Below are 21,608 nucleotides of genomic sequence, written 5' to 3' on the forward strand. Positions count from 1 at the left end.
AGGGCGAGCTGTCGGAGGGGGACAGATGAGGACACCCGGCATCGCGCTGACCGTGCCGCCGCATCCCACCGTGGTGAACGCGCTGCGGCAGGCGCGCTCCGCTGCGGGCGCGCGCCCGGTCGACACCAGGGACCTGCTCGTCGCGCTGATGCGGGTCGACACCTCGGGCAGCTGGGACCGGATCTCGCTGCACTGCGGCGACGACGTGGGAATCGCCGGCAAGATCGTCCTGGATCCGGCCACCGGCGGGGCGTCGCAGTGGGAGGGGATCCGGCTCACCGACAGCTGTGCCGCGGCGCTGGAAACCGCTGCCCGCCTGGCGCATCGGTACAACATGCACGCCATCCCCACCGGCATGCTCGCACTGGGACTGGTCGCCGACCCCGACACCGCCGCGGCGCGGGCGCTGAGCGACGGCCTGAGCCGCGAGCAGCTGCTCGCCGCCGTCCAAGCCGATGTCCTGGGCGTGACGCTGTCCGGGTTGTCGCGGGAGCTGCGACGGCCGCAGGCCGAACCGCCCCGAGCGGCCGTGCCGGTCCCGGTGCCGACCGCGCGGGCGACCTACTGCAGGCACTGCGGCGCGACGCCCGCGGCGGCCGTGGACATCCGGAGCCATCGGGGACTGCTGCTGTGGATGCAGTTCGTCCGGATGCCGGGCCCGTTCTGTCGCGACTGCGGCCTGGCCACCCTGCGCCGGATGACGCTGCAGAGTGTCTGGCTCGGCTGGTGGGGGCCGTTGTCGCTGATGATCAACCCGATCACGCTGCTGGCCAACGCGTCGGCGCATTCCCGGATCAGGGCGCTCGGCCCGCCGATCCCCGGCATGCCCGGCCGGCCGATGGACCCCGGCAAACCCCTGTTTCGCAGGCCCGCCGCCCTCGGGTTCCTCATCCCGGTCGCCTTCCTGCTGTGGTTCTGGATCGCCCTGCCGCTGCTGTCGGGGTGATTGAGGGACCGGCGCGGGGGTAGAGCGTCGATAGGGCCGCCGTGGGCGGTCGAACCGATCGTTCGCCGAGGAGGTGTGGACCATGGCTTCCATGGACCCTGATCCCACGCGCATTCCCGACCTGGAGCCGGGCGGCGGGGTGCCGCCGGGGTCGACGCCGCCCGAGTCGGGGCAGATGTCCGGGCTGTCCGCGCCCGAACCGCGGACCCGTCGGCGTTTTCCCCCGACCGGGATCGCCGCGGTCGCGGTCACGGCGGTGATCGTGGCGGTGTTCCTCGTCGTGGCGGTGGCACTGCTGCTGAGCTTGTAGCGGCGCGCGCCTCAGTCGGGGTTCGGTGGCTCCGGCCGGGCGGGGGCGGTGCGTCCGCGGCGCGGCGTCGTCTGCTCGATGCGCGGATCCTCCACCACCGCATAGTGTTTCAGATACTCCGACAGGAACGCCTGCACGGTGGCGGTGGCGGGGATGGCCAGCAGGGCGCCGACCGGGCCCAGCAGCGCGCCACCGGCGAGAACCGCCAGCAGCGCGATCGCGGCGTTGACGTCGACGGTGCGCGCGGTGATGCGGGGTTGCAGCAGATAGTCCTGGAACCACTGGTAGATCACGGCGAACACGATGATCCACAGCGCGTCCATCGGATCGACCGTCAAGGCGACGAACACCGGAACGATCGCGGCGATGTAGGTGCCGACGGTCGGGATGAACGCGGAGATCACCCCGAACCAGACGCCGAGGGCGATCGGGTCGGGCAGGTGCAGGATCGCCAGGAACCCCGCGTGCACGACCGCGGAGACGATCGCCAGCAGCACCCGCGAGAACAGATAGCCGCCGGTCTTGTCGATGGCCAGGTCCCAGGCGTGCAGGAACGTCCGCTGACGGGCGGGCGGCAGCAGGGCGCACACGGTGCGGCGGACCCGCGGACCGCCCGCGGTGAGATAGACACTGAACAGCGCGATGGTCAGGACCTGGGCCAGCCCGCCCAGCACCGTCGTCGACACGCCCCACACGTTGTCGGCGGCCGCGCGGGCGTAGCCCTCGAGCAGGTCGGATTCGCGCAGCAACCGCTGACTCAGATCGTGGGTCGTGAAGTGCTGGCCGAAGGTGCGATTGACCCGGTCGACGCCCTCGTCCAGCAGCCGGGGTGATTCGTGGGCCAGGTTCGTGGCGGTCTCCACCAGCAGTGTCACCAGCGCGGCGAGGAAGGCCAGCACACAGGCGAAGGCGCCGACGAAGACGAGCCCGGTCGCGAGCCCGCGGGGCACGCCCCGCCGCACCAGGGCCGCGACGGCCGGCTCCATCGCGAGCGAGATGAAGAACGCCACGAACAGGATGATCAGGATCCCGGTGAGCCGGTGAAAAGCCCAGTCGGCGAGCAGGAACAGCCCGAAGAACACCAGTGCCAGCACCATTGCCCTGGGCAGCCATGTCGGCATCCTGGAACGTTCCTTCGGGACACGGTCCGCGGAGTCGGTATCCACGGGTCCCAGTGTCGCCCCGCGACTCCCCGTTTCCCGGCACCCACGCGGCAGCGAACATCCACCATGAAGGTTGCAGTTTCTGAAATATTGCAGTTTGTGCTAATTTATCGACCGTGCCTCGGGAGCCGGTCGGACTGCGCGAACAGAAGAAACAACGAACCCTGCTCGACCTGTGCCTCGCCGCACGGCGATTGGCGGTCGAGCGCGGGCTGGACGCGACGAACGTCGACGACATCGCCAAGGCGGTCGGCGTCTCCTCGCGCACCTTCTTCAACTACTACGACACCAAGCTCGACGCGGTGGTCGGTCCGGTCGGGGAGATCGGAACACCGGAGGCGCGCCGGGAATTCGTCGCGGGCGGGCCGACGGGCGTGCTCATCGAGGACCTCACCTGGCTGCACGCCGCCGGCTTCCAGCCGGAGAACGAAGTGCGCGAAGGGATCTCGCTCGTCACCGAACTGGTGATGGCCGAGCCCCGCGTGCTCTCCGCATTCATCGCCTCCGGCGCCAGGATGGAGTCGGCCACCGCCGAACTCCTCTCGGCCCGGCTCGGGGCCGAGGTCGCCCCCGAATTCGCCTCGCTCACCGCGGGAATCATGACCACCATCACCACGCGGGCGGCGATGTCGCTGGCCGCGGACCCGAACGGGTCGCTGGCCGCAGCGCTGCACGAGCAGTGCGCCATGGCCGCCCGGCTGTTCGATCGGCCGGACGACAGCACGAGGGAGACGCTCCGATGACCACGACGGCCGACTCGCCGCCCACCCCGATCGTCCTGACCCAGAAGCGGATCTGGCTGATCTTCTCCGCGCTGATCGCGGGCATGTTCCTGGCCAGCCTCGATCAGATGATCGTCGGCACCGCGATGCCGACGATCGTCGGCGAACTCGGCGGCGTCTCGCACATGGCCTGGACCGCCACCTCCTACCTGCTCGCCACCACGATCGTGATGCCGATCTACGGCAAGCTCGGCGACATGTTCGGCAGGCGCCGGCTGTTCCTGTTCGCGATCACCGTCTTCACCGCCGCCTCGGTCGGGGCCGCCGCCTCGACCGGCTTCTGGGAGTTCATCGCCTTCCGCGGGCTGCAGGGCGTCGGCGGCGGCGGCCTGATGATCCTGGCGCAGGCCATCATCGCCGACGTGGTGCCCGCCAAGGATCGGGGCAAGTACATGGCGCCGATGGGCGCGGTCTTCGGCATCACCTCGGTGGCCGGGCCGCTGCTCGGCGGGTTGTTCGCCGATCACCTCGACTGGCGCTGGTGCTTCTGGATCAACGTGCCGATCGGTATCGCCGCGCTGTTCATCGCCTTCCGCTACTTGAGCATTCCCAGCCATCGGCCCAAGACCCGCCCCGATTACCTCGGCATCGTGCTCATGTCGAGTGCGACCACCCTGCTGATCCTGATCACCGACTGGGGTGGCAAGCAGTACGCGTGGGGCTCGACGACGATGCTGGCGATGATCGCCGCGCTGGTCCTCGTGGTCGCCGCGTTCGTGTTCGTGGAGTCGCGGGCGCGGGAACCGATGCTGCCGCTGTGGCTGTTCCGCAATCGCACGTTCGTGCTCACCTCGCTGATCGGCTTCCTCGTCGGCCTGGTGATGTTCGCGGCGATCGGGTTCATCCCGACCTACCTGCAGATGGCTACCGGAACCTCGGCGTCGGTGTCGGGCCTGCTGCTGATCCCGATGATGATCGGCATGATGCTCACGTTGATCACCTCGATGAACGTCATCACCAAGACCGGGCGCTACCGGGTGTATCCGCCGATCGGCGCCGCGCTCATCGGGATCGACATGCTGTGGCTGACGCGCCTGGACGCCCACACCTCGATGTGGCTGGTCTCGGCCATGCTGTTCGTCATGGGCGCGGGCCTCGGCCTGATCATGCAGATCATCGTGCTCGTGGTGCAGAACGCGGTGGCGCCCGACCAGATCGGCACGGCGACCAGCGCGAACAACTACTTCCGGGAGATGGGCGGCGCGCTCGGCATCGCGATCTTCGGCTCCATCTTCACCGGCAGGCTGACCGAGAACCTCACGGTCGCGTTCCAGGCGAACTGGCAGGAGGTGGCGGCGGCGAAGCTCGACCCGAGCGCCTTGATCCCGTCGGTCGTCAAGAACCTGCCGGACACGCTGCACGATGCCATCGTCGGCGCCTACGTCGACGCGCTCGTCCCCGGCTTCTGGTACCTGATCCCCGGCGCGGTCCTCGCCTTCGGCCTCGCGCTGTTCATCCCGCACCTGAAGTTGTCGGACGAGGCGGGTATGGTCGCCCGCGGGGAGGCCGTGATGGCCGACGAGGAGCCGGAGCTGGTCAAGGAGGGGTGATGCCGGGGAATGTCCGTGCGGCGAGGGCCGTCATTGTCGTGATGGCCGCGATCGGACTGGTCGGCACCGTCGTGTTGATCGGCCTCGGGCACCCCCGCGCGGCAGGCGCGAACGCGTTCGGATACCTGTTCTTCTGGGCGCTGGCGATCACCGCGTGCTTCTTCGGCAGGCGTCGGCGCCGGGTGCGGGTCACCGCGACCGTGTTCGCCGTGCTCGAAGGATTCGTCGCGCTCGGATCGGCCGCGTTCAGCAGCGGTGGCGCGCAGGCGGACGGCACCGGTGGGTACGCCCTCGTGCGCTTGTCACCGGGGCCGCTGGGCGTGGTCGCGGTGATCGCCGTCATCGTGCTGCTGTACCAGCGATCGGCCGGTGTGTGGTTCAGGGGAACGGCCGTGGCGCGTCGGCGCGGCACGGCGGTCGCGCTGATCCCGCTGGGGATCGTGGTCGCCGTCGCGCTCGGCGCCGGGGTCTGGGCGGTCGTTCGCGGCCTCGGCGGCGATGCCGAGCCGGCCGTCGGCGACTGTGTCTCCACCGCGGACGAGATGAGCATCAGCTCCTCCGACGCGAAGCTGGTGACGGTGGGTTGTTCGGAGGCGAACGCCCAGGCGAAGATCATCGCCCGCCTGGACGACACCGGGGAGAGCGGGCCGTGCAGGGTTTACGAGGACGGTGTTCGGCTCGACGCGTACGACGGCATCGAGGGCGTCATCCTCTGCCTGCGCCCGTTCAGCTGAGGGCTAGGCCGTCTTGACGGTGACCAGGGTGTCGGGGCTGGGGAAGTCGAGGACGCGCAGGCGGCCGGTGACCAGGTCGACCGTGTCGGCGACCACCCGGCCCGCGCGGCGCGCGTCGCCGGCGAAGCTGGTGCTGACCACGCGGTAGCTGCGCTTGGTGGTGAGCACGATGTCGCCCGGTCGCAGCGACCCTGCGGGGGTCGGCGGCTCGGTCGAGTCGACCGGCTGCGCCGGTCTGCGGATGAGCTCGAGCAGTTTCAGCAATCTTTTCTCCACCCTGGTGAACGTCTGTCGAGACGTCCCGCTCGCCGGATTTCGCGAACGGTGTCGAGCACTTCTTTACCCAGCCCAGTCACGTTTCAACCCCTCGATACGGGGCACACTGCGCCGCGGCGTGGCCGCGAATATCACTCCGAGGTCCGATCACCTCTCATACCAAGGGATTACGAGCGACGAGATTTCCCCCGATAGCTTCGGGTGATGACGACATCCGCCCTGGTCCCCGACTCTTCCGCCCGGCCACCGCGACGCGGCGCCGACGGCGACTACGCCCGGTTGCTGCGCCGCGTTTCCGACGCGGGACTCCTGCGCCGCCGTCCCGGCTACTACGCCCTGCGGCTCAGCCTCGTCGGCGCCGCGTTCGTGGGCGGCTGGGCGGCGTTCGTGCTGGTCGGCGACTCGTGGTGGACCCTGCTCGTCGCGGCGTTCCTGGCCGTGGCCTTCGCGCAGGTCGCCCTGGTGATGCACGATGTGGCGCATCGCCAGGTCTTCCGGCTGCGCAGGCCCACCGAGCTGGTGGGACGGATCGTCGGCAACGCGGGGATCGGCCTGGGCTACGGCTGGTGGCAGGACAAGCACACCCGCCATCACGCCAATCCGAACCACGAGGACCTCGACCCGGATGTCGCGCCCGACGTGCTGGTCTGGTCACAACAGCAGGCGCGGTCGAGCCGCGGGCTGCCGCGGCTGCTCGGGCGGGCGCAGGCGTACCTGTTCTTCCCGCTCCTGCTGTTGGAGGGACTCAACCTGCATGTGGCGGGCGTCCGGGCGCTCGGCAATCGCGCGGTCAAGCATCGTCGCTGGGAGGGTGCGCTGCTGCTCGGCCACTTCGCTCTCTATCTGAGCGCGCTGTTCCTGGTCCTGCCCGTCGACAAGGCGCTGGTGTTCTTCGCCGTCCATCAGGGGCTGTTCGGCCTCTACATGGGGTGCATCTTCGCGCCGAACCACAAGGGCATGCCGACACTGACCGGCGACGACCGGCCCGACTACCTGCGCCGCCAGGTGCTGACGTCACGTAACGTGCGCGGCGGCGTGTTGACCGACCTCGCCCTCGGCGGTCTCAACTATCAGATCGAGCACCACCTGTTCCCGAGCATGCCCACCCCGCACCTGCGCCACGCGCAGCCGATCGTGCGCGAGTACTGCGCCGAGATCGGGGTGCCGTATCACGAGACCGGCCTGATCGACTCCTACCGCGAGGCGCTGGCGCACCTGCATCGCGTCGGCGCTCCACTGCGCGCCACCGGCCGCTGAGGACAGGGTTTCGGCCTCGCGAAACCCGGTGGCGCTGGGTAGCATTGGGGCCCAGCACCACCGCTGCCGAGGGGGAGCGGGCGTGGTGTTCGACAACTGGGGGAGAGCACATGAAGTCGAGGCTGATCGCCGCCGTCGTGGCGGTGTGCACGGGGGCCGCCGTCCTGGCCGGGTGTTCGAGCGACGCCGATGTGGTGTCGGAGAACCTGTCCAAGGAGTCGGACCAGTTCAAGATCGACCGCCGGGTCGTGTTCTTCAACGGCATCACCGACAAGTACCTGCTGTCCATCGAGGGCAAGTGTTCGATCAAGGACGCGAACAACCAGCTCGAGGTGACGTGCAAGACCGGCGACGACGAGTACAAGAAGCACTTCCTCGGACTCTCGGACAACGTGAGCTATTTCGTGGAACAGCTCGAGGCCGTCGAGGTGAGCCGCTACCACTACAAGGTGATCTTCAAGCCCGAGGCCATCATTCCCGACGTCGACCGGCCCTGAGCTCGACGTCGGGACGGCCCGGTCGTCAGATCGTCGCCGCGGCGGTGCGGCCGGCGGCGCGGCCCGAGAAGACGCAGCCGCCGAGGAAGGTGCCTTCCAGCGAGTTGTAGCCGTGCACGCCGCCGCCGCCGAAGCCCGCCGCCTCGCCGGCGGCGAACAGACCAGGAATCGGCACGCCGTCGGCGTCGAGGGCCCGCGAGCCGAGATCGGTCTGGATGCCGCCGAGCGACTTGCGGGTCAGCACATGGAGTTTGACGCCGATCAGGGGTCCGGCGGCGGGGTCGAGGATCCGGTGCGGCGCGGTGGTGCGCATCAGACGGTCACCGAGGTAGCGGCGTGAGTTGTGGATGCCCTGGAGCTGGGCGTCCTTGCTGTAGGGGTTGCCGACCTGGAGGTCGCGCGCGCGGATCTGTTCGCGGATGCCGGCGGGACTGAGCAGCGGTCGCTCGGTGAGGCCGTTCATCTTCGCCACGAGGTCGTCGAGGGTGTCGGCGACGACGAAGTCCGCCCCGTGCGTCTTGAACGCCTCGACCGGGGCGGGCGCGTGCTTGCCGAACAGTCTGTCCTTCACGAGCGCCTTGCGATTGCGGTCGGTGATGTCGGGGTTCTGTTCGGAGCCGGACAGCGCGAATTCCTTGGCGACGATGCGCTGGGTGGTGATGAACCACGAGTGGTCGTACGGCACGAGATCCGGTGTGGTGCGCAGGTATCGGAGGGTGCCGAGGGTGTCGTAGCCGGGCAGATACGGTGCAGGCAGCCGGCGGCCCAGTGCGTCGAACCACAGCGAGGACGGACCGGGCAGGATGCGGATGGCGTGGCCGGGCCAGATGGGGTTCCAGTTCTGGATGCCCTCGGTGTAGTGCCACATGCGGTCGCGATTGACCAGTCGGACGCCTGCCTCGGCGGCGATGTCGAGCATGCGGCCGTCGACGTGGGCGGGGACGCCGGTGATCATCCGGGCAGGCGGCGTGCCCAGGCGCGCGGGCCAGTGGCGCCGGACCATCTCGTGGTTGCCGCCGATCCCGCCGGTGGCCAGCACCACCGCGGACGCCGAGAGACTGAACTCCCCGACGATCTTCCGGCTGGAGGGCGCGCCGCGGGCGGCGTCGTCTTCGGCCAGGACGGCACCGCGGACGCCGGTGACGGCGCCGTCGGTGAAGACGAGCTCGTCGACGCGGTGCCGATGGCGAAAGGCGACCGACCCGTTGTCGGCGGCCCGCAGCGCCGATTCGGCGAACGGGGCGACGACACCGGTCCCGGTGCCCCAGGCGATGTGGAAGCGTGGCACCGAGTTGCCGTGACCGCGCGCGGTCAGGTCGCCGCGTTCGGCCCAGCCGACCGAAGGCAGGAAGCTGATGCCGAGATCGGCGAGGTAGGACCGCTTCTCGCCGGCGGCGAACTCGACATAGGCGCGGGCCCATTTCTCGGCCCAGCTGTCCTCGTCCGCGAGGCGGTCGAAGCCGGCGCTACCCGACCAGTCGTTCCAGGCCAACTCCACCGAGTCCCGCACGCCGAGGCGGCGCTGCTCCGGGCTGTCGACGAGGAACAGGCCGCCGAAGGACCAGAACGCCTGCCCGCCCAGGTTCGCGGCGTTCTCCTGATCGACCACGAGCACGCGCTTGCCCGCCCGGGTGAGCTCGTGGGTCGCGACGAGTCCGGCCAGGCCGGCGCCGACCACGATCACATCGGCATCCATATGCCACCCGCTCTTTCCGCTCGGCAGCCGACGCTGCGCATCCGTTTTGGATACGTTATCGCATCGAATACGTTTGTGTATCGAAAGCCGTGGACCGGCGCTGCCACCAGTCCACGACGCGGTCGACCACCGGACCGGGCGAGCGAACCCACTGGATGTGATCGTTGCTCGCGCCGGGCGGGACCGCCGACCGCTCGTAGTCCCACCGGGTGACGGCGTCGGGGGCGAAGAGCCGGCGGGCGAAGGCATCGATGCCGCGGCGCGGTGCGAGGGTGTCCCCGCCGAGCGCGATGACCAGCGCCGGGGCGTCGATGGCGGGCTCGGTGGGGAACGGTGGCGTACCCGTCAGGACCATGCGGGCCCACTCGCGCATCATGGTGCGCGCGCCCGGAGCGCCGAGGGCGGGCTTGGGGAGGTAGCCGAACGTAGCGGTCAGGGCGGGGACGAGGGCGGCCGCCGTCGCGACGGGTAGTCCGCCGTACGGGAAGTGCCGGAAATGCGGGAGTGAACCGCCGACGGTGACCAGTCCGTCGGCGCGTGCGGACGTCAGCTGGCAGCCGACCGCCAGCTGGGCGCCGAGGCTGTGCCCGAGGACGACCACCGGCCGCTCGGCATCCTCGGCACGGGCGGCGGTCACCGCCGTGGCGATGGTGGCGATCTCGTCGCCGTAGGACCAGTCGACGGCCCGTGAGGCCGTGGGCTCGTCCGGTTCGAACCCGCGCCGGGGCAGCGTCCGTGCGGCCCATCCGCTCGCCTCGAACGCCGCGGTCAGTGGTGTGTAGAACCGGGCGCCGATCGCCATGGCGGGCGCGATCAGCACGATCGGTGCGTCTCCGCCGCCGTCACGATCCGTGCCGGACGCCCCCGTTTCGCTGCCTGTTGCCACGACTCTCCTTCGATCCGTTCTGCGAAACCTTCGGAGTCCACCCTAATGTAAGCGCTGAATACATGAGGTCGCGGCGAGGCTGAGTGAGGGTCGGCGGCGGGTCATCCGCGTGCGCCGTCCCCGGCGTGCGCGGGCAGGTCGAGGATCGCGACGACCGTCGCCCGGACGCGTTCCTCGAGCCCGCCCGGCTCGTTCGCGTCGAATTTTCCGTGCAGGTACAGGAACGCCAAGCCGTGCACCATCGACCAGAGGGCGGTGGCGAGAGCTTCCTCGTCCGAACCCGGAAAAGCTTCCCGCACAATCGATCTGACGTACTCGTGGATCGCGGTGGTGGCCGCCAGTCGTTCCGGGCTGGACGGGTCGCACGGCTCGGCGAACATGGTGCGGAAGAGCCCGGGGCGGTTCAGCGCGAACCGGATGTAGGCGATGGCGACCGCCGTGAAGTCCTCGGCGGTGGTCGGGGTGGCGCAGGCCGCAGCCAAGTCGGCGGCGAGCTCGCGGAAACCGACCGCGGCCACCGCCGACAGCAGGGCGTCCTTGTCGGCGAAGTGCCGATAGGGCGCGGCGGTCGAGACCCCGGCGCGGCGGGCCGCGGCGCGCAGGGACAACTCGGCGGCGCCGTCCTCCTCGAGCAGCTCGATGGCCGCGCGGACCAGCGCGGTGGGGAGGTCGCCGTGGTGGTACGGGGTGTTCGACGTCGCCATACCCTCAATCTAACAATTGTTGGCGGTGCTTACTTTGCCGCGCGGTCGTCGATGCCCGCGAACGCGGTAGCGATCGCCGCCACCACGGCTACCACGATGCCGACGAGGAGCGCGGCCGCGCCCGCGGTGCTGAGCTCGGCCCAGGCGAGCAGCAACATCCCGACGCCGGCCACGGTCAGCGCGGAATCGGCGAGCACCGCCAGCGTGCCGATCGGGGCGCGGTCGATGATCGGGCGCGGCCTGCTCGCCGTGGCTGCGCCGAGCAGCAGGAATGCCGCGCCGAATACGGCCAGGGCGGCCGGTGCCGCACCGGTCGACGAGCCGGCGATTCCGGCGATCAACAGGGCGATGCCCAGCGCGCCCTGCCCGGCGCCCACGGCGCGCAGCGACCAGAGGGCGACGCCGTCTCGGTGCGAGGAGTTCGGGACGCCGGTTGCCCCGGTCGTCCCGGAAATCCGGGAAGTCGTCGCGGACAGTGTGGTCGTCATGATGCCCATCCCTTCGTACATTGCACTGCTTCGTATAATTACTGCCTACTGTAAAAATACTCGAACTTCGCAGGCGGGCAACGAGGTCAGGGCGTGAACGCACTCACATCCGGGGGTTGCCGGGCGGTGGAAAACGACGTGACCATGCGTCAGGGGGCCGGTGGTAACCTTCGGCGATGACCGTCGGCGGCCTGAGGGAACGCAGTAAGGCGAGGCGCCGCGTGGCGATCCAGACCGCCGCCTATCAGTTGTTCGCCGAGCGGGGTTTCGACGCGACGAGCATCGCCGAGATCGCCGAGCTGGCCGAGGTCTCCCCGCGCACGGTCACCCTGTACTTCCCGACCAAGCTGGAACTGGCGCTGGCGCATTTCACGGCGCAGGTCGACGGGCTGGCCGAGACGTTGCAGAACCGGCCCGAAGGGCAGGGCATTCTCGACACGGTGGAGGCGTGGCTGCGACACCGGGAGGTCACCCGGGACGGCTTCGACGAACTGTACAACCGCATGCTGCACGCCAACCCACAGCTCGAAGCTCTGTGTCGGGGCCGCCTCACCGATGTGATCCACGAGGGTGCGCGGCTGCTCGCCGAGGAACGGGGCTGGGACCCCGACGACCTCGCCCCGCGCATGCTCGCGGCCACGGTCGCGAGCGTGATCAGCGAGCTCGCCCATCGGTCCGAACCGGGGGACCTGGAACGCGCCATGGCCTTCATCCGGGCCGCGGCCGCCACGCTGCCGTCCGCCTGACCGGCGCCGCGCCGGCTCGCTCAGGAGGACCGGGCCGCGCCCCCGAGTCTTTCGGTCAGGTGGACGGTGACCTCGTCGCCGTCGGTCTTGCCGAGGCGGCGCCGGATCGCGGCGGCGACGGGGAGTTTGTGGGTGCCGTCGCCGAGGGCCATGAACGACGAGGTGAAGGGAACGCCGTCGACGGTGCCCTTGACCTTGACCAGGCCTCTGGTGCCGAAGATCCGCGCCGAATCGGGGAGTTGCACGCACGTCCACGTATCGCCCGGCCTGACCTTGCCGAGAGCGGCGGTGAAGGTGATGTCGATCGGTCCCGGGGTGGTGGCCATGAGAGCTCCTGTCGGGGTAAGGGATTCAGGCGAAGGCGCCGACGACGGCGCCGCTGACGATCAGTTTCATGACCCAGTCGGACATGTGTACCAGCGCGGTCGGGATCGGCACGTTCTCGTGGACGATCGCGCCGGCGAGGATGGTCACCGGGATGATCGCCAGGATCAGGCCCAGTATCGTCCCGGCGCCGAGCCCTTGTCGATCGCCGAGGGCGAGCAGGATGGCCGGCACCGTCGCCGCGAGCAGGCCGCGCAGCAGCACGAACAGCATCTGGACCGGCACGCCGATGCCGGGGCGCGGGGTACTGGTCCGCGCCACCAGCGCGGCGACCGGGGGAGTCGCGTACAGCACCGCGCTGAGGACGAACGAGACGATCGCCGCGACGGCGACACCTGCAACAATCATGGCCAGCTCCTTGAGTACGAGTCAGTACTTAATCTAGGGAGGTGACTGAGTACTGTCAAGTACTAAAGTGGTCGACATGAATGCTGCAGGAAACCGTCGCGGCAGGCCGCCCGGCAAGACCGGCGCCGAATTACTGGCGGTCGCGCGAGAGGTGTTTCTGGAACGCGGGTTCGCCGGCTCGACGATGGACGAGGTCGCCGCACGGGCGGGGATCTCGAAAACCTCGCTGTATCGCGAACATCCGTCGAAGTCCGGCCTGTTCGCCGCGGTCGTGGAGCAGTGGGCGAGCGCGGGCCGCGATGCGCTGCGCCCTGCCCTCGCGGCGCTCACCGCGGCCGAGGACGTGCGCGGGGAACTGCTCGCGTGGGCGCGGATCCTGCGGGCGGGAATCCTGTCGCCCGCCGTGATGGAGATGCGCCGCCTGGTCACGGCCGAGGCGGGCAGGCAGCCCGAGGTCGGGGCGACGTATCTGCACAAGAGCTGGATCAGGAACATCGGTGACCTCGCGGCCGCGCTCGCGGCGCTCGACGCGCGCGGCCTGCTGCGTGTACCCGACGCCGCGATCGCCGCGGAACAGCTCACCTGGCTGGTGATCGGCGCGCCGCTGAACGCCCGGATGCTCGACGCCGACGCTACCGTCCCGGACGAGCCGGAGGCGGCGGTCGACACCTTCCTCGCGGCCTTCGGCCCGCGCTGACGGTCCCCGCGTCAGCGGACGATCGAGACCGCGAAGGGCGCGAAACCGCTCGAGCGGAGCACCGGGGCCACGAACAGAACCGCGGCCTCGGTGGCCCGCGCCGTCTCGATCCCGCCGAGATCGGTGATCCGGTCACGGCGCCAGCCGAGGTCGGCCAGCAGTCCGGCGACGACCTGTTTGGCCTGGATGTCGTTGCCGGACAGGAAGACCGACGGCGCATGGGCCAGCGCGTCGGGTGCTGTCATCACCGAGTGCAGCATGGTGTTCAGCGTCTTGACGACCGGTGTTCCGGGCAGTGCGTCCTGCAGGCGCTCCGCCAGGCTCACGCCGGGATAGAGCAGGCCGGCGGGCAGTCCGTCCGGCCCGTCGACAGTGGCGTTGGCGACGTCGACGAGGATCGTGCCGCGCAGTTCCTCGCGCAGTGCGGTGAGCCGCTCCAGCGAACCGGCGCCAGGGGTGGCGTTGATGACGACCCGCGCTGCGCGGGCGGCGGCGGCCGCGGCGCCCGGTGTGCGGTCGGCGACGGTGACGTCGTGGCCTGCGCGGGTGAGCGCGGCGGCGAGTCCGCTGCCGACGCGGCCCGCGCCGAGGATGGCGATCGTGGTCATGGTGGTCCTCCGGAAGACGTGCGAGCGGGATGGTCAGCGGGCGAGGGTGGCAATCGCCGCGGGGTGCACGCCGGGCGCGGCCGCGAGGAAGCTGTCGCTGTCCGGGGTCCACGGGTCACCCGCCGCGGTGGAGATCCGTCCGCCTGCCTCGGTGACGAGCAGTGCGCCGGGGAGCAGGTCCGCGCGGGCACCTGCGAACTGCCAGAACGCGTCGATCCGGCCGGCGGCCACGTGCGCGAGGTGCAGGGTGGCGGGCACGGCGGTGCGCACGACGAGCGCGTCGAGGAGCATGCCGGTGATCGAGGAGCCGATGCGGCGCACCGTCCGCTCGTCCTCGTCGGGCCGGGCCTGACTGGTGGCGACGATGCTCAGCCCGAGGTCGGTGGTCGGCGCGACGCGTAGCGGTCGGCCGTCGAGGTGGGCGCCCGCTCCCACGCTCGCGGTGTAGGTCTCGCCGGTGAGCGGAAGGTGGACGACGGTGAGGACGGGCCGATTGTCGCGGACGAGGGTGGCGGTCACCGCCCATTCCGGCAGGGCGTGCAGATGGTTGACGTTGCCCTCGGCGGGATCGACGACCCACCACTCACCGGCGGGCAGCGCGCCGCCGTCCAGTTCGTCCGCCACCCACCGGGCGCCCGGCCGCAACGCCTCGAGGCGCGGACGCAGGACGTCGAGCACCGCGTCGTCGTTGGCGGCCAGCGCGTGCATCAGCTCGTCGCGACTGCGGTGGCGCACCACCTCGCCGAACCGTGTACGCAGGATCGAACCGGCCGCGCGCACAGCGGTCGCGGTGTGGGCGAGCAGATCGGCGGTGCGTGCGCTGTCGGCGTCGCGGGGTGATTCGGGCATGGTGATGTCCTGTCTGAGCGGGGGAGAAGGGTGTTCGGGGCGGAGACTTCGCTGCCCAACGACTCGACCGTAGGAGCGCGGTGGATTAACAGCAAGTGCATGTTGTGCACGCCTAAGATGACTCTCATGCACTTGGATTTGAACCTGCTCGCGGCGCTCGACGCACTGCTGGAGGAGGGCAGCGTGGCGGGAGCGGCCGAACGCCTCCACGTCACCGCGCCGGCCATGAGCCGCAGCCTCGGTCGGCTCCGGCGGACGACCGGTGACCAGATCCTGGTGCGTACCGGCCGCACCATGACGCCGACGCCGTACGCGCTCGCCGTTCGCGGGCAGGTGCACGATCTGCTGGGCCAGGTCCAGGGCGTGCTGGCGCCGAACCGGGCGCTCGACCTCGCGACGCTCGACCGGACCTTCACGCTGTGCTGGCACGACGCGCTGGTCGCCGTCGCCGGCCCCGCGCTGCTGGCCGCGGTGCGCGCGCAGGCGCCGAAGGTTCGGCTGCGCTTCCTCGCCGAATCCAGTGTCGACACACCGGAATTGCGGCGCGGGGAGGTCGACCTCGCCGCCGACGCGAATCCCCCGTCCGCGCCCGAGATCCGTGCCGATCGGGTGGCGGAGTCAGGGCATGTCGTCGTCGTGCGGCGCGGACACCCACTCACCCGGGGTGGGACACCGACCGCCGCGCGGTATGCCGAGGCCGACCACATCACCGTCTCGCGCCGTGGACGGCTCACCAACATTCTCGACGACGAGCTCGCGCGGCTCGACCTCACCCGCCGCGTGGTCGCGACGGCGCCCACCGAACGGGCCGCGTTCGAGTTCGTCCGCGATACCGATCTCGTCGTGACCACGCCGGAATCGACGGCGCGCCCCGCCCTCGCGGAGCTCGGCCTTGTGGCGCTCCCGCTTCCGCTGGATCTGCCGCCCGCCGCGGTCCACTTGTCGTGGCATCAGCGCTACGACACTGATCCCGCGCACAGCTGGCTGCGCGACCTGGCCCGCACCGCGTTGAGCGCCGCGATGGCGCCGCCGGGTGCCGCGGCGCGGAGCTAATCCTCTTGGCGCAGCAGGGCTTCGACGGCGCGTTCGGCGCTCTGCGCGGCGCTCTCCATCGTCGCCGACCAGTCCGTGCGGGTCCAGTCGCCGGCCAGGACGAGGTTCGGGACCGAGGTGCGCTGGCCGGGACGCAGGTCGTCGGTGCCGAGGACCTGGGAGAAGGTGGCCTTCGGCATCTTCACCACGTGACCGGCCACGACCCGGGCCTCGGCGGCCTCGGGATAGTAGCGGCGCAGCAGCTCCAGCTGCTCGGCGACGATCTCGTCGTTGCTCCGGTGGATCTGCTCGTAGGCGCCGCTGGTGGTCAGGCAATACAGCCAGGTGCCGTGGGGGGTACGGCCGTGCATGCGCTGCCGGTCGAAGACCTCGTCGATGACGCCGGTCCCGCCGATCAGCGCCTCCATGGCCGACTTGGTCCGCAGCGGTCGATCCAGATACAGGTTCGTGCTGACGATCGGTGTGACGCCGAGTTTGTCTGCGGCGGCGTAGATCTCGGGATGCTCGGGCAGGTCGTCGAGGAGCCCGCCGATGTTGGTGTTGGGCACCGCGCAGATCACCGCGTCGGCCGCGAGCACCGAACCGTCGGCCAGCCGGACGCCGGTCGCCCTGCCGTCGGTGACGATGATCCTGCGGGCGACCGCGCGGTAGCGCACGTCCACACCGTGCCGTTCGAAGACCCGCTCCGCGCCGCGGATGAAGAGGGTGTCGAGGTCGACGGTGGGGTAGCCGATCGTGACGGCGGCGCGGTCCCGCACGCCGATGCGGATGCCGGTGGCCAGCACATCGGCGAACACCTTGGCCGACTCCCGGTCCACGGGCTCCGCCGCGATGCCGAGCGCGAGCCAATCCCACAGCGCCTCCCGCGCTTTCGCCGGCATGCCGACCCGCCGGAACCACTGGTCGGTGGTGAGTCCCGCGAGATCTCGCGGCTGCCACAGCGCCTGCTGGATCAGCAGCAGCGTGGCGCGCAGTGCGCGCAGCCGGTCCAGCGCGCTCGCGTCCGGGTGCGCGCCGAGCAGTGTGCGCAGCGCGCGGAAACCCTTGGTGTGCAACATGACCGCGCGTCCACCCGGCCAGCGCAGGCTGCCCGATCCGGGGAACGTCACGTACTGCCGGGTGCCGACGCTGTCCAGGTATCGCCACAGGCTGTGGTAACCGCTGGCCACGACATGCTGACCGTTGTCCGGAATGTCGTCCACCTCGGGCACGCGCATCGCGTGCGTCCGGCCGCCCAGCCGGGCGCGCCGCTCGAGCAGCGTCACCTGCTTTCCGGCCTCCGCCAGCCACACCGCGGCGGCCAGACCCGCCAGGCCACCGCCGATCACGACGAAATTCCGTGCATCGCTTGCCTTCTCCACCATTGAGGCAATGTAAAACAAGGTCTCTCTTTCTATCGGCGAAACGTCTGATCGGTCAGCGCGGGGCGCAAATGCTGGATTCATGTATGGACAGGTGTACAGACGTGGAAGATCGGACCGAGATCGTGTCGCCGAGAACGGGGAGCCCAGAGATGGAGATCATCGCCGCGGTGTCGGCCGGGGCCGGCGCGCCGCTGACCGTGCGGACGCTGACGTTGCGCGCGCCGCGCCCGGACGAGGTGCTCGTGCGCGTGCTCGCCTGCGGGATCTGCCACACCGACCTGACCGCCAGGGCCGCCGTCCCCGCGACCATGCCCATCGTGCTCGGGCACGAGGGCGCCGGCGTCGTGGAGGCCGTGGGCGGGGACGTGGCGGGCGTCGCGGTCGGCGACCGGGTGCTGCTCACCTACCAGAGCTGTGGAGCGTGCCCCGAGTGTGCTCATGGTCTGCCCGGCTATTGCGCGCAGTGGGCCGTGCGCAACGCCGGACGGTTCGGTGCCGATTCACCGCTGAGCAGCGAGAGCGGGCCGGTGGTCGGGGCGTTCTTCGGGCAGTCGAGTTTCGCCTCCCATGTCCTGACCACGCCACGCAACCTCGTGGTCGTCGAGCCCGACCTGGACCCGGTGCGGATCGCGGCGTTCGGTTGCTCGGTGCAGACCGGAGCGGGGGTGGTCGCCGAGGTGCTCGCCCCGGACGCCTCCTCGGTGCTGGCGATCTTCGGTGTCGGGGCGGTCGGGTTGTCGGCGCTCCTGGCGGCCCGCGCGCTCGGGGTCGGCACCGTCGTCGCGGTCGACCTGTCGCCGGTTCGTCTCGCGCTCGCCGCCGAACTGGGCGCTGACCTGGTCCTCGACGGTGGAACCGACGACGTCGCCGCGCGGATCGCGGCGCTGCCCGGTGGGGGCGCCAGCCACGCGCTCGACACCACCGGCGCCGCGCCGGTGCTCGCGACGGCCCTCGACTCGCTGACCGCGCGCGGTGTGCTGGCCCTGGTCGGACTCGGGTCCTCGCCCGTGCCCGTCGACGTCGCCGGGCTCATCGGCCGGGGGAAGACGCTGCGCGGCAGCATCGAGGGTGATGTGGATCCGAAGGTGTTCCTGCCCCGCCTGACCGAGTGGTACCGCAGGGGTCTGCTGCCGATGGACAAGCTCGTGCGGGAGTATCCGGTGCACCGGATCAACGACGCCGTAGCCGACATGGTGGCCGGGACCGTGATCAAGGCGGTGGTGACCTTCCCCTGAATCGGATCGGGGGTGTGCGCGTAATCGATCAGGTCGGGGGTATGCGCTGCGTACTTCTGTTGTCGATGATGGGAGGCGTCATGGACGTCGACGAGAAAGTCTCGACCGGGCACGGCGGACGGCTGCGGATGCCGCGCAGCCGCGGCGCGGTCGGCGGGCTGGCGGTGCTCCTGCTCGGTCTGTGGGGCGCGCTGGTCCCGTTCATCGGTCCGTACTTCGATTTCGCGTACACCCCCGACGAGCCCTGGGTCTGGACGACGGCCCGCGGCTGGCTGCAGGTGCTGCCGGGTGTGGTGGCGATCATCGGTGGGCTGCTCATGCTGATGAGCCGCAACCGGCTGGTCGCGAGTTTCGGCGGCTGGCTCGGCGTCGCCGCCGGCGCGTGGTTCGTCATCGGGCCGTTCCTGGCCGCGCTGCTGCGCCTGGGTGACCTCGGGGAACCCGTCGCCACGTCGGATCTGAAGCGCGCGCTGATCCAGCTCACGTTCTTCGCCGGACTCGGCGCGCTGATTCTCTTCTTCGCGGCAACCTCGCTGGGACGCCTGTCGGTTCGCAGCGCCCGCGACATCGCCTTCGCCGAACAGACCCGGGTCGGCGCCGACCGCGCCCGCGTGATCGAGGAGCGGGTACCGGCCGAGGACGACCGCTCCGTCACCCGCCGTCTGCCCCCGACCGGCGTCCGGCACCGCCCGGTCTGAGCCCACGGGGGCACTCGACGATGCGACGACAGGACCGGATCGCCGAACCCTGGCGGGCGGATGGTCGGAGTCCGCGGCTGCGCCGACGACCGGATCAACCGCGGCAGGCTGGACGCGAAGGACCTCTTCGGCTGGCAGGCCAACGCGTCCGACGACCGGTTGACCCGCCCACTGATCCGGCGCGACGGCGCGCTGGTCGAGACCGACTGGGACACCGCGATGACGGCGATCGTCGCGCACAGCAGAACCCTCCTGCGTGCCGACGCTGCTGCAAACCGGCGAGACCCCCGAATCGGCGCCGTCCGCGAGCGGGCGCGCCGGAGAGGAGCGGTGATGCGCGCCCTGTGCTGGAACGACGTCGACGAACTCGCGGTGCGGACGGTGCCCGATCCGGTGCCGGTCAACCCGCACGACGCCGCGCGGGCGCGATAGAGCGCGGTGAAGACGACCGCGCGAGTCAGCGGTCGTGGCAGCGGCGTCCTGGTCCGGACCGTCACCTCGGTCCCGAGACCGTGCGGCGCGTCGGCGAAACTCACCCGCACCCGCCATTCGCCGACCGCGTCCCCGGCGGCGAGGAAGCTCAGCCCGCCGTCGAGGTCGATCACCTCGGTCTCCCAGCGGGTCTCGGGCTCGGTTCCGGCGCCGAAGACCCAGGTGCTCCGGTCCGCGCCCTCGGATCGGAGCTCGGCGATGCCGTCGAGAATCCGATCGAGGTTGTCCGGGTCGTGCCAGAACGCCGCCACCTCGGCGGGTGGCCGCGCGATCGTGATGGCCTGGGCCCGGGTCCCGCGGTCGTGGTCGAAGAGCAGTGGAACCCGGTGGGCGAGGTCGAGCAGATCCATGGCGCTCCTTCCGGTTACAACCGTGAGGACCACTCCATGGGCTCGAGCCCCTCGGTCCGGCGCAGCGTCTCCGCCGCGGCCTCGAGACGCAGCAGCGACTGTGCGGAGAGCCCGGCGGCGCAGGCGCACAGCGCGCGGAGCGGAGTGTCGTGGAGTTGGACGACCAGGTGGGTGTCGTAGACGGTCGCGTCGTCGGCCACGTCGGGGCCGGTGACGTCGATCTGTCGCGCGCGGGGGTGGGGGCTGGGGTTCTGCATGGGACGCTCCTGTGCGGGCCTGGTGCCTCAGCCGCACTGCGTGCCGGCGAAGGTGATCGGGTGAATACCTCGCCGATTCCCGCTTCCGCCGACGCCAACCAGCGCCAGGCCACACAGCGCGCTTCGCATGCTCTCACGGGTCCTGCCGCCCCGGCCAGACAGTAAAACTAAGGTATTTCACATTATCGGGTCCGAGTTAGGGTCGGCGCACACCCTTCACAGGAGTTCGTCATGAATAGTCTCTTCACCAAAACCCTTGCCGCCATAGCTCTTTCCGCCACGTTGGTGGGCGCGTCGCCGGGTCTCGCGCAGGCCACGCCCGCCGTACCGATCGAGGATTCCGGTTCCGCGACCGGCTCCGGCGACTCCGGTTCGTCGCTGAAACCGCTGATCACTTTCCCGCTCGGGGCGCTCTATATACTGCTCTGCGACGCGGAGCCGAACGGGCCGGTCTGCGCGTTGATCTACGAGATCGGCAGCGGCAGCAGCGAATCGGACGCGTCATGAGCGCGGGCACGCGGCGCGGGCCGTGCTCGACCTGACCTCCGGCAGCGCCTGACAGCGTGCGCCGAGGGTGCTGGATCGCCCTCGGCGCACGTCCGCGCGGCCGGTCAACTGAGCGGGCGACGTTTCAGTCCATGGGGGTGGGTGCGGGCAGGTGTGGGGGTTTTGGGGCAGAATACGAAGGTGAACGAAGACCTGGAACGAGATGCGGGGTGCTGGCCGCTGTGAGATCGACGCGTGGCGCGACGCCTGTCCGCGGTTAGTTCGATGTCGGATCAGGAAGACGGAGCCGGGCCCGGCGAGAGCCGATTCGACGCGGTCGAACAGCTGCGCCGGAAGTGGGAAGAGTCCAAGGCCGCCGACGCGGGCGAGAGCGGCGCGTCGAACGTGGTTCGGCTGCCCAGGCCGCCGCGCCGCGGCCGCACCGAGGCGAGCGAGGCCAGGCGCAGGCCGTGGTACCCCGAACCCGTCTACGATCCGGCGCCGACCCGCCCGGTGACCAGGGCGGAACTTCAGCAGGAGACCGGTGCGTGGCCGGTCGAGGGAGCGCCGCGCCGCGCGGCATCGGCGAGCGGGAGCGGCGAGCACGACGCGGACGTGATCGACCTCGGCGCGTCACGTCGCCGGCGCGCCGGTACGGACTCCACACCCGGAGTCACCCGGCCCAGGATGAGCCCGCGCCGCGTCGGCCCCGGCGACCGCAAGCCCGGCGACGACAGCGACCGCTGACCCAG

Annotated in this window: 26 protein-coding genes and 1 pseudogene; 15 read left to right on the forward strand and 12 right to left on the reverse strand. The window is 70.4% G+C overall.

Annotation, left to right across the window (positions count from 1 at the left end; genetic code table 11):
• Positions 1-25: 25 nt before the first annotated feature.
• Both DFR69_RS16515 and DFR69_RS16520 read left to right on the forward strand, forming a co-directional pair.
• Entirely contained in the window at positions 26-946 is a 921-nt protein-coding gene (locus DFR69_RS16515; protein WP_110038456.1) for a hypothetical protein, read from the forward strand.
• A gap of 82 nt (positions 947-1,028) precedes the next feature.
• Complete coding sequence (locus DFR69_RS16520) at positions 1,029-1,256, forward strand: DUF6480 family protein (protein ID WP_110038641.1); 228 nt, start codon at positions 1,029-1,031, stop codon at positions 1,254-1,256.
• 11 nt (positions 1,257-1,267) lie between these two features.
• Here the strand turns inward: DFR69_RS16520 and DFR69_RS16525 are convergent, their stop codons facing one another.
• Entirely contained in the window at positions 1,268-2,377 is a 1,110-nt protein-coding gene (locus tag DFR69_RS16525) for an AI-2E family transporter (RefSeq protein WP_244198296.1), read from the reverse strand.
• A gap of 158 nt (positions 2,378-2,535) precedes the next feature.
• Here DFR69_RS16525 and DFR69_RS16530 point away from each other — a divergent pair, with 158 nt between their 5' ends.
• From DFR69_RS16530 to DFR69_RS34495, 3 genes are read left to right on the forward strand one after another with little or no spacing between them, the layout of a single operon-like run.
• Positions 2,536-3,162, forward strand: coding sequence for a TetR/AcrR family transcriptional regulator (locus tag DFR69_RS16530; RefSeq protein WP_167456293.1), 627 nt, complete (start codon positions 2,536-2,538; stop codon positions 3,160-3,162).
• Positions 3,159-4,751 (forward strand): MDR family MFS transporter, encoded by a 1,593-nt coding sequence (locus tag DFR69_RS16535; RefSeq protein ID WP_110038459.1) that lies wholly within the window; start codon positions 3,159-3,161, stop codon positions 4,749-4,751. Before DFR69_RS16530 ends, DFR69_RS16535 begins: the two co-directional genes overlap by 4 nt.
• Positions 4,751-5,485 carry an LppU/SCO3897 family protein gene (locus tag DFR69_RS34495; RefSeq protein ID WP_167456294.1) on the forward strand — a complete coding sequence of 245 codons (735 nt, stop codon included), beginning with the start codon at positions 4,751-4,753 and terminating at the stop codon, positions 5,483-5,485. Before DFR69_RS16535 ends, DFR69_RS34495 begins: the two co-directional genes overlap by 1 nt.
• A gap of 3 nt (positions 5,486-5,488) precedes the next feature.
• Here DFR69_RS34495 and DFR69_RS16545 read toward each other — a convergent pair whose 3' ends face one another.
• Positions 5,489-5,761, reverse strand: a complete 273-nt coding sequence (locus DFR69_RS16545; RefSeq protein WP_146229301.1) for a hypothetical protein — start codon at positions 5,759-5,761, stop codon at positions 5,489-5,491.
• 204 nt (positions 5,762-5,965) lie between these two features.
• On the opposite strand from DFR69_RS16545, the gene DFR69_RS16550 reads away from it, so the two are divergent.
• Together DFR69_RS16550 and DFR69_RS16555 are read left to right on the forward strand one after the other, a co-directional pair.
• Complete coding sequence (locus DFR69_RS16550; protein WP_110038461.1) at positions 5,966-7,018, forward strand: fatty acid desaturase family protein; 1,053 nt, start codon at positions 5,966-5,968, stop codon at positions 7,016-7,018.
• A 110-nt stretch (positions 7,019-7,128) separates the two neighbouring features.
• Entirely contained in the window at positions 7,129-7,515 is a 387-nt protein-coding gene (locus tag DFR69_RS16555; protein WP_110038462.1) for a beta-sandwich lipoprotein, read from the forward strand.
• Between the two features lie 25 nt (positions 7,516-7,540).
• On the opposite strand, the gene DFR69_RS16560 is transcribed toward DFR69_RS16555, so the two are convergent.
• From DFR69_RS16560 to DFR69_RS16575, 4 genes are all read right to left on the reverse strand, one after another.
• Entirely contained in the window at positions 7,541-9,211 is a 1,671-nt protein-coding gene (locus DFR69_RS16560; RefSeq protein ID WP_110038463.1) for an FAD-binding dehydrogenase, read from the reverse strand.
• 55 nt (positions 9,212-9,266) lie between these two features.
• Positions 9,267-10,097, reverse strand: a complete 831-nt coding sequence (locus tag DFR69_RS16565) for a hydrolase (RefSeq protein ID WP_244198297.1) — start codon at positions 10,095-10,097, stop codon at positions 9,267-9,269.
• Between the two features lie 101 nt (positions 10,098-10,198).
• The gene (locus tag DFR69_RS16570) at positions 10,199-10,801 is read right to left on the reverse strand and encodes a TetR/AcrR family transcriptional regulator (protein WP_110038464.1); all 603 of its coding nucleotides are present in this window, start codon (positions 10,799-10,801) and stop codon (positions 10,199-10,201) included.
• A 29-nt stretch (positions 10,802-10,830) separates the two neighbouring features.
• Positions 10,831-11,289 (reverse strand): hypothetical protein, encoded by a 459-nt coding sequence (locus tag DFR69_RS16575; RefSeq protein WP_167456295.1) that lies wholly within the window; start codon positions 11,287-11,289, stop codon positions 10,831-10,833.
• A 221-nt stretch (positions 11,290-11,510) separates the two neighbouring features.
• Between DFR69_RS16575 and DFR69_RS16580 the strand changes: the two genes are divergently transcribed.
• The gene (locus DFR69_RS16580) at positions 11,511-12,035 is read left to right on the forward strand and encodes a TetR family transcriptional regulator (RefSeq protein ID WP_208643990.1); all 525 of its coding nucleotides are present in this window, start codon (positions 11,511-11,513) and stop codon (positions 12,033-12,035) included.
• A gap of 20 nt (positions 12,036-12,055) precedes the next feature.
• Here DFR69_RS16580 and DFR69_RS16585 read toward each other — a convergent pair whose 3' ends face one another.
• Both DFR69_RS16585 and DFR69_RS16590 read right to left on the reverse strand, forming a co-directional pair.
• Positions 12,056-12,361, reverse strand: a complete 306-nt coding sequence (locus DFR69_RS16585) for a DUF1905 domain-containing protein (protein WP_110038467.1) — start codon at positions 12,359-12,361, stop codon at positions 12,056-12,058.
• Between the two features lie 25 nt (positions 12,362-12,386).
• Positions 12,387-12,767 (reverse strand): DUF1761 domain-containing protein, encoded by a 381-nt coding sequence (locus DFR69_RS16590; protein ID WP_110038468.1) that lies wholly within the window; start codon positions 12,765-12,767, stop codon positions 12,387-12,389.
• Between the two features lie 76 nt (positions 12,768-12,843).
• Here DFR69_RS16590 and DFR69_RS16595 point away from each other — a divergent pair, with 76 nt between their 5' ends.
• Complete coding sequence (locus DFR69_RS16595; RefSeq protein ID WP_110038469.1) at positions 12,844-13,464, forward strand: TetR/AcrR family transcriptional regulator; 621 nt, start codon at positions 12,844-12,846, stop codon at positions 13,462-13,464.
• 11 nt (positions 13,465-13,475) lie between these two features.
• On the opposite strand, the gene DFR69_RS16600 is transcribed toward DFR69_RS16595, so the two are convergent.
• Together DFR69_RS16600 and DFR69_RS16605 are read right to left on the reverse strand one after the other, a co-directional pair.
• Complete coding sequence (locus tag DFR69_RS16600; protein WP_110038470.1) at positions 13,476-14,072, reverse strand: NADPH-dependent F420 reductase; 597 nt, start codon at positions 14,070-14,072, stop codon at positions 13,476-13,478.
• Positions 14,073-14,105: 33 nt separating this feature from the next.
• Positions 14,106-14,921, reverse strand: coding sequence for an inositol monophosphatase family protein (locus DFR69_RS16605; RefSeq protein WP_110038471.1), 816 nt, complete (start codon positions 14,919-14,921; stop codon positions 14,106-14,108).
• A 126-nt stretch (positions 14,922-15,047) separates the two neighbouring features.
• Here DFR69_RS16605 and DFR69_RS16610 point away from each other — a divergent pair, with 126 nt between their 5' ends.
• A complete protein-coding gene (locus DFR69_RS16610; RefSeq protein ID WP_110038472.1) occupies positions 15,048-15,974 on the forward strand; it encodes a LysR family transcriptional regulator in 927 nt (308 codons plus the stop codon).
• On the opposite strand, the gene hpnE is transcribed toward DFR69_RS16610, so the two are convergent.
• Positions 15,971-17,338 (reverse strand): hydroxysqualene dehydroxylase HpnE, encoded by a 1,368-nt coding sequence (gene hpnE / locus DFR69_RS16615; protein WP_110038473.1) that lies wholly within the window; start codon positions 17,336-17,338, stop codon positions 15,971-15,973. The two genes, DFR69_RS16610 and hpnE, sit on opposite strands and share 4 nt — an antisense overlap.
• 149 nt (positions 17,339-17,487) lie before the next feature.
• On the opposite strand from hpnE, the gene DFR69_RS16620 reads away from it, so the two are divergent.
• From DFR69_RS16620 to DFR69_RS16630, 3 genes and pseudogenes are all read left to right on the forward strand, one after another.
• Positions 17,488-18,573, forward strand: coding sequence for an NAD(P)-dependent alcohol dehydrogenase (locus DFR69_RS16620; protein ID WP_110038474.1), 1,086 nt, complete (start codon positions 17,488-17,490; stop codon positions 18,571-18,573).
• An 80-nt stretch (positions 18,574-18,653) separates the two neighbouring features.
• A complete protein-coding gene (locus DFR69_RS16625) occupies positions 18,654-19,271 on the forward strand; it encodes a hypothetical protein (protein ID WP_244198298.1) in 618 nt (205 codons plus the stop codon).
• Positions 19,272-19,325: 54 nt separating this feature from the next.
• A pseudogene (locus tag DFR69_RS16630) lies at positions 19,326-19,526 on the forward strand (hypothetical protein); the annotation flags it as partial.
• A 601-nt stretch (positions 19,527-20,127) separates the two neighbouring features.
• On the opposite strand, the gene DFR69_RS16635 reads toward DFR69_RS16630, so the two are convergent.
• Positions 20,128-20,370 carry a hypothetical protein gene (locus tag DFR69_RS16635; RefSeq protein WP_110038475.1) on the reverse strand — a complete coding sequence of 81 codons (243 nt, stop codon included), beginning with the start codon at positions 20,368-20,370 and terminating at the stop codon, positions 20,128-20,130.
• Between the two features lie 231 nt (positions 20,371-20,601).
• Between DFR69_RS16635 and DFR69_RS16640 the strand changes: the two genes are divergently transcribed.
• Both DFR69_RS16640 and DFR69_RS16645 read left to right on the forward strand, forming a co-directional pair.
• Positions 20,602-20,877, forward strand: a complete 276-nt coding sequence (locus DFR69_RS16640; protein ID WP_146229303.1) for a hypothetical protein — start codon at positions 20,602-20,604, stop codon at positions 20,875-20,877.
• 264 nt (positions 20,878-21,141) lie between these two features.
• Positions 21,142-21,603 carry a hypothetical protein gene (locus tag DFR69_RS16645; protein WP_110038477.1) on the forward strand — a complete coding sequence of 154 codons (462 nt, stop codon included), beginning with the start codon at positions 21,142-21,144 and terminating at the stop codon, positions 21,601-21,603.
• Positions 21,604-21,608 lie beyond the last annotated feature (5 nt).

Origin of the sequence: Nocardia neocaledoniensis (genome assembly GCF_003182135.1) — a bacterium.
GTDB lineage: Bacteria > Actinomycetota > Actinomycetes > Mycobacteriales > Mycobacteriaceae > Nocardia > Nocardia neocaledoniensis.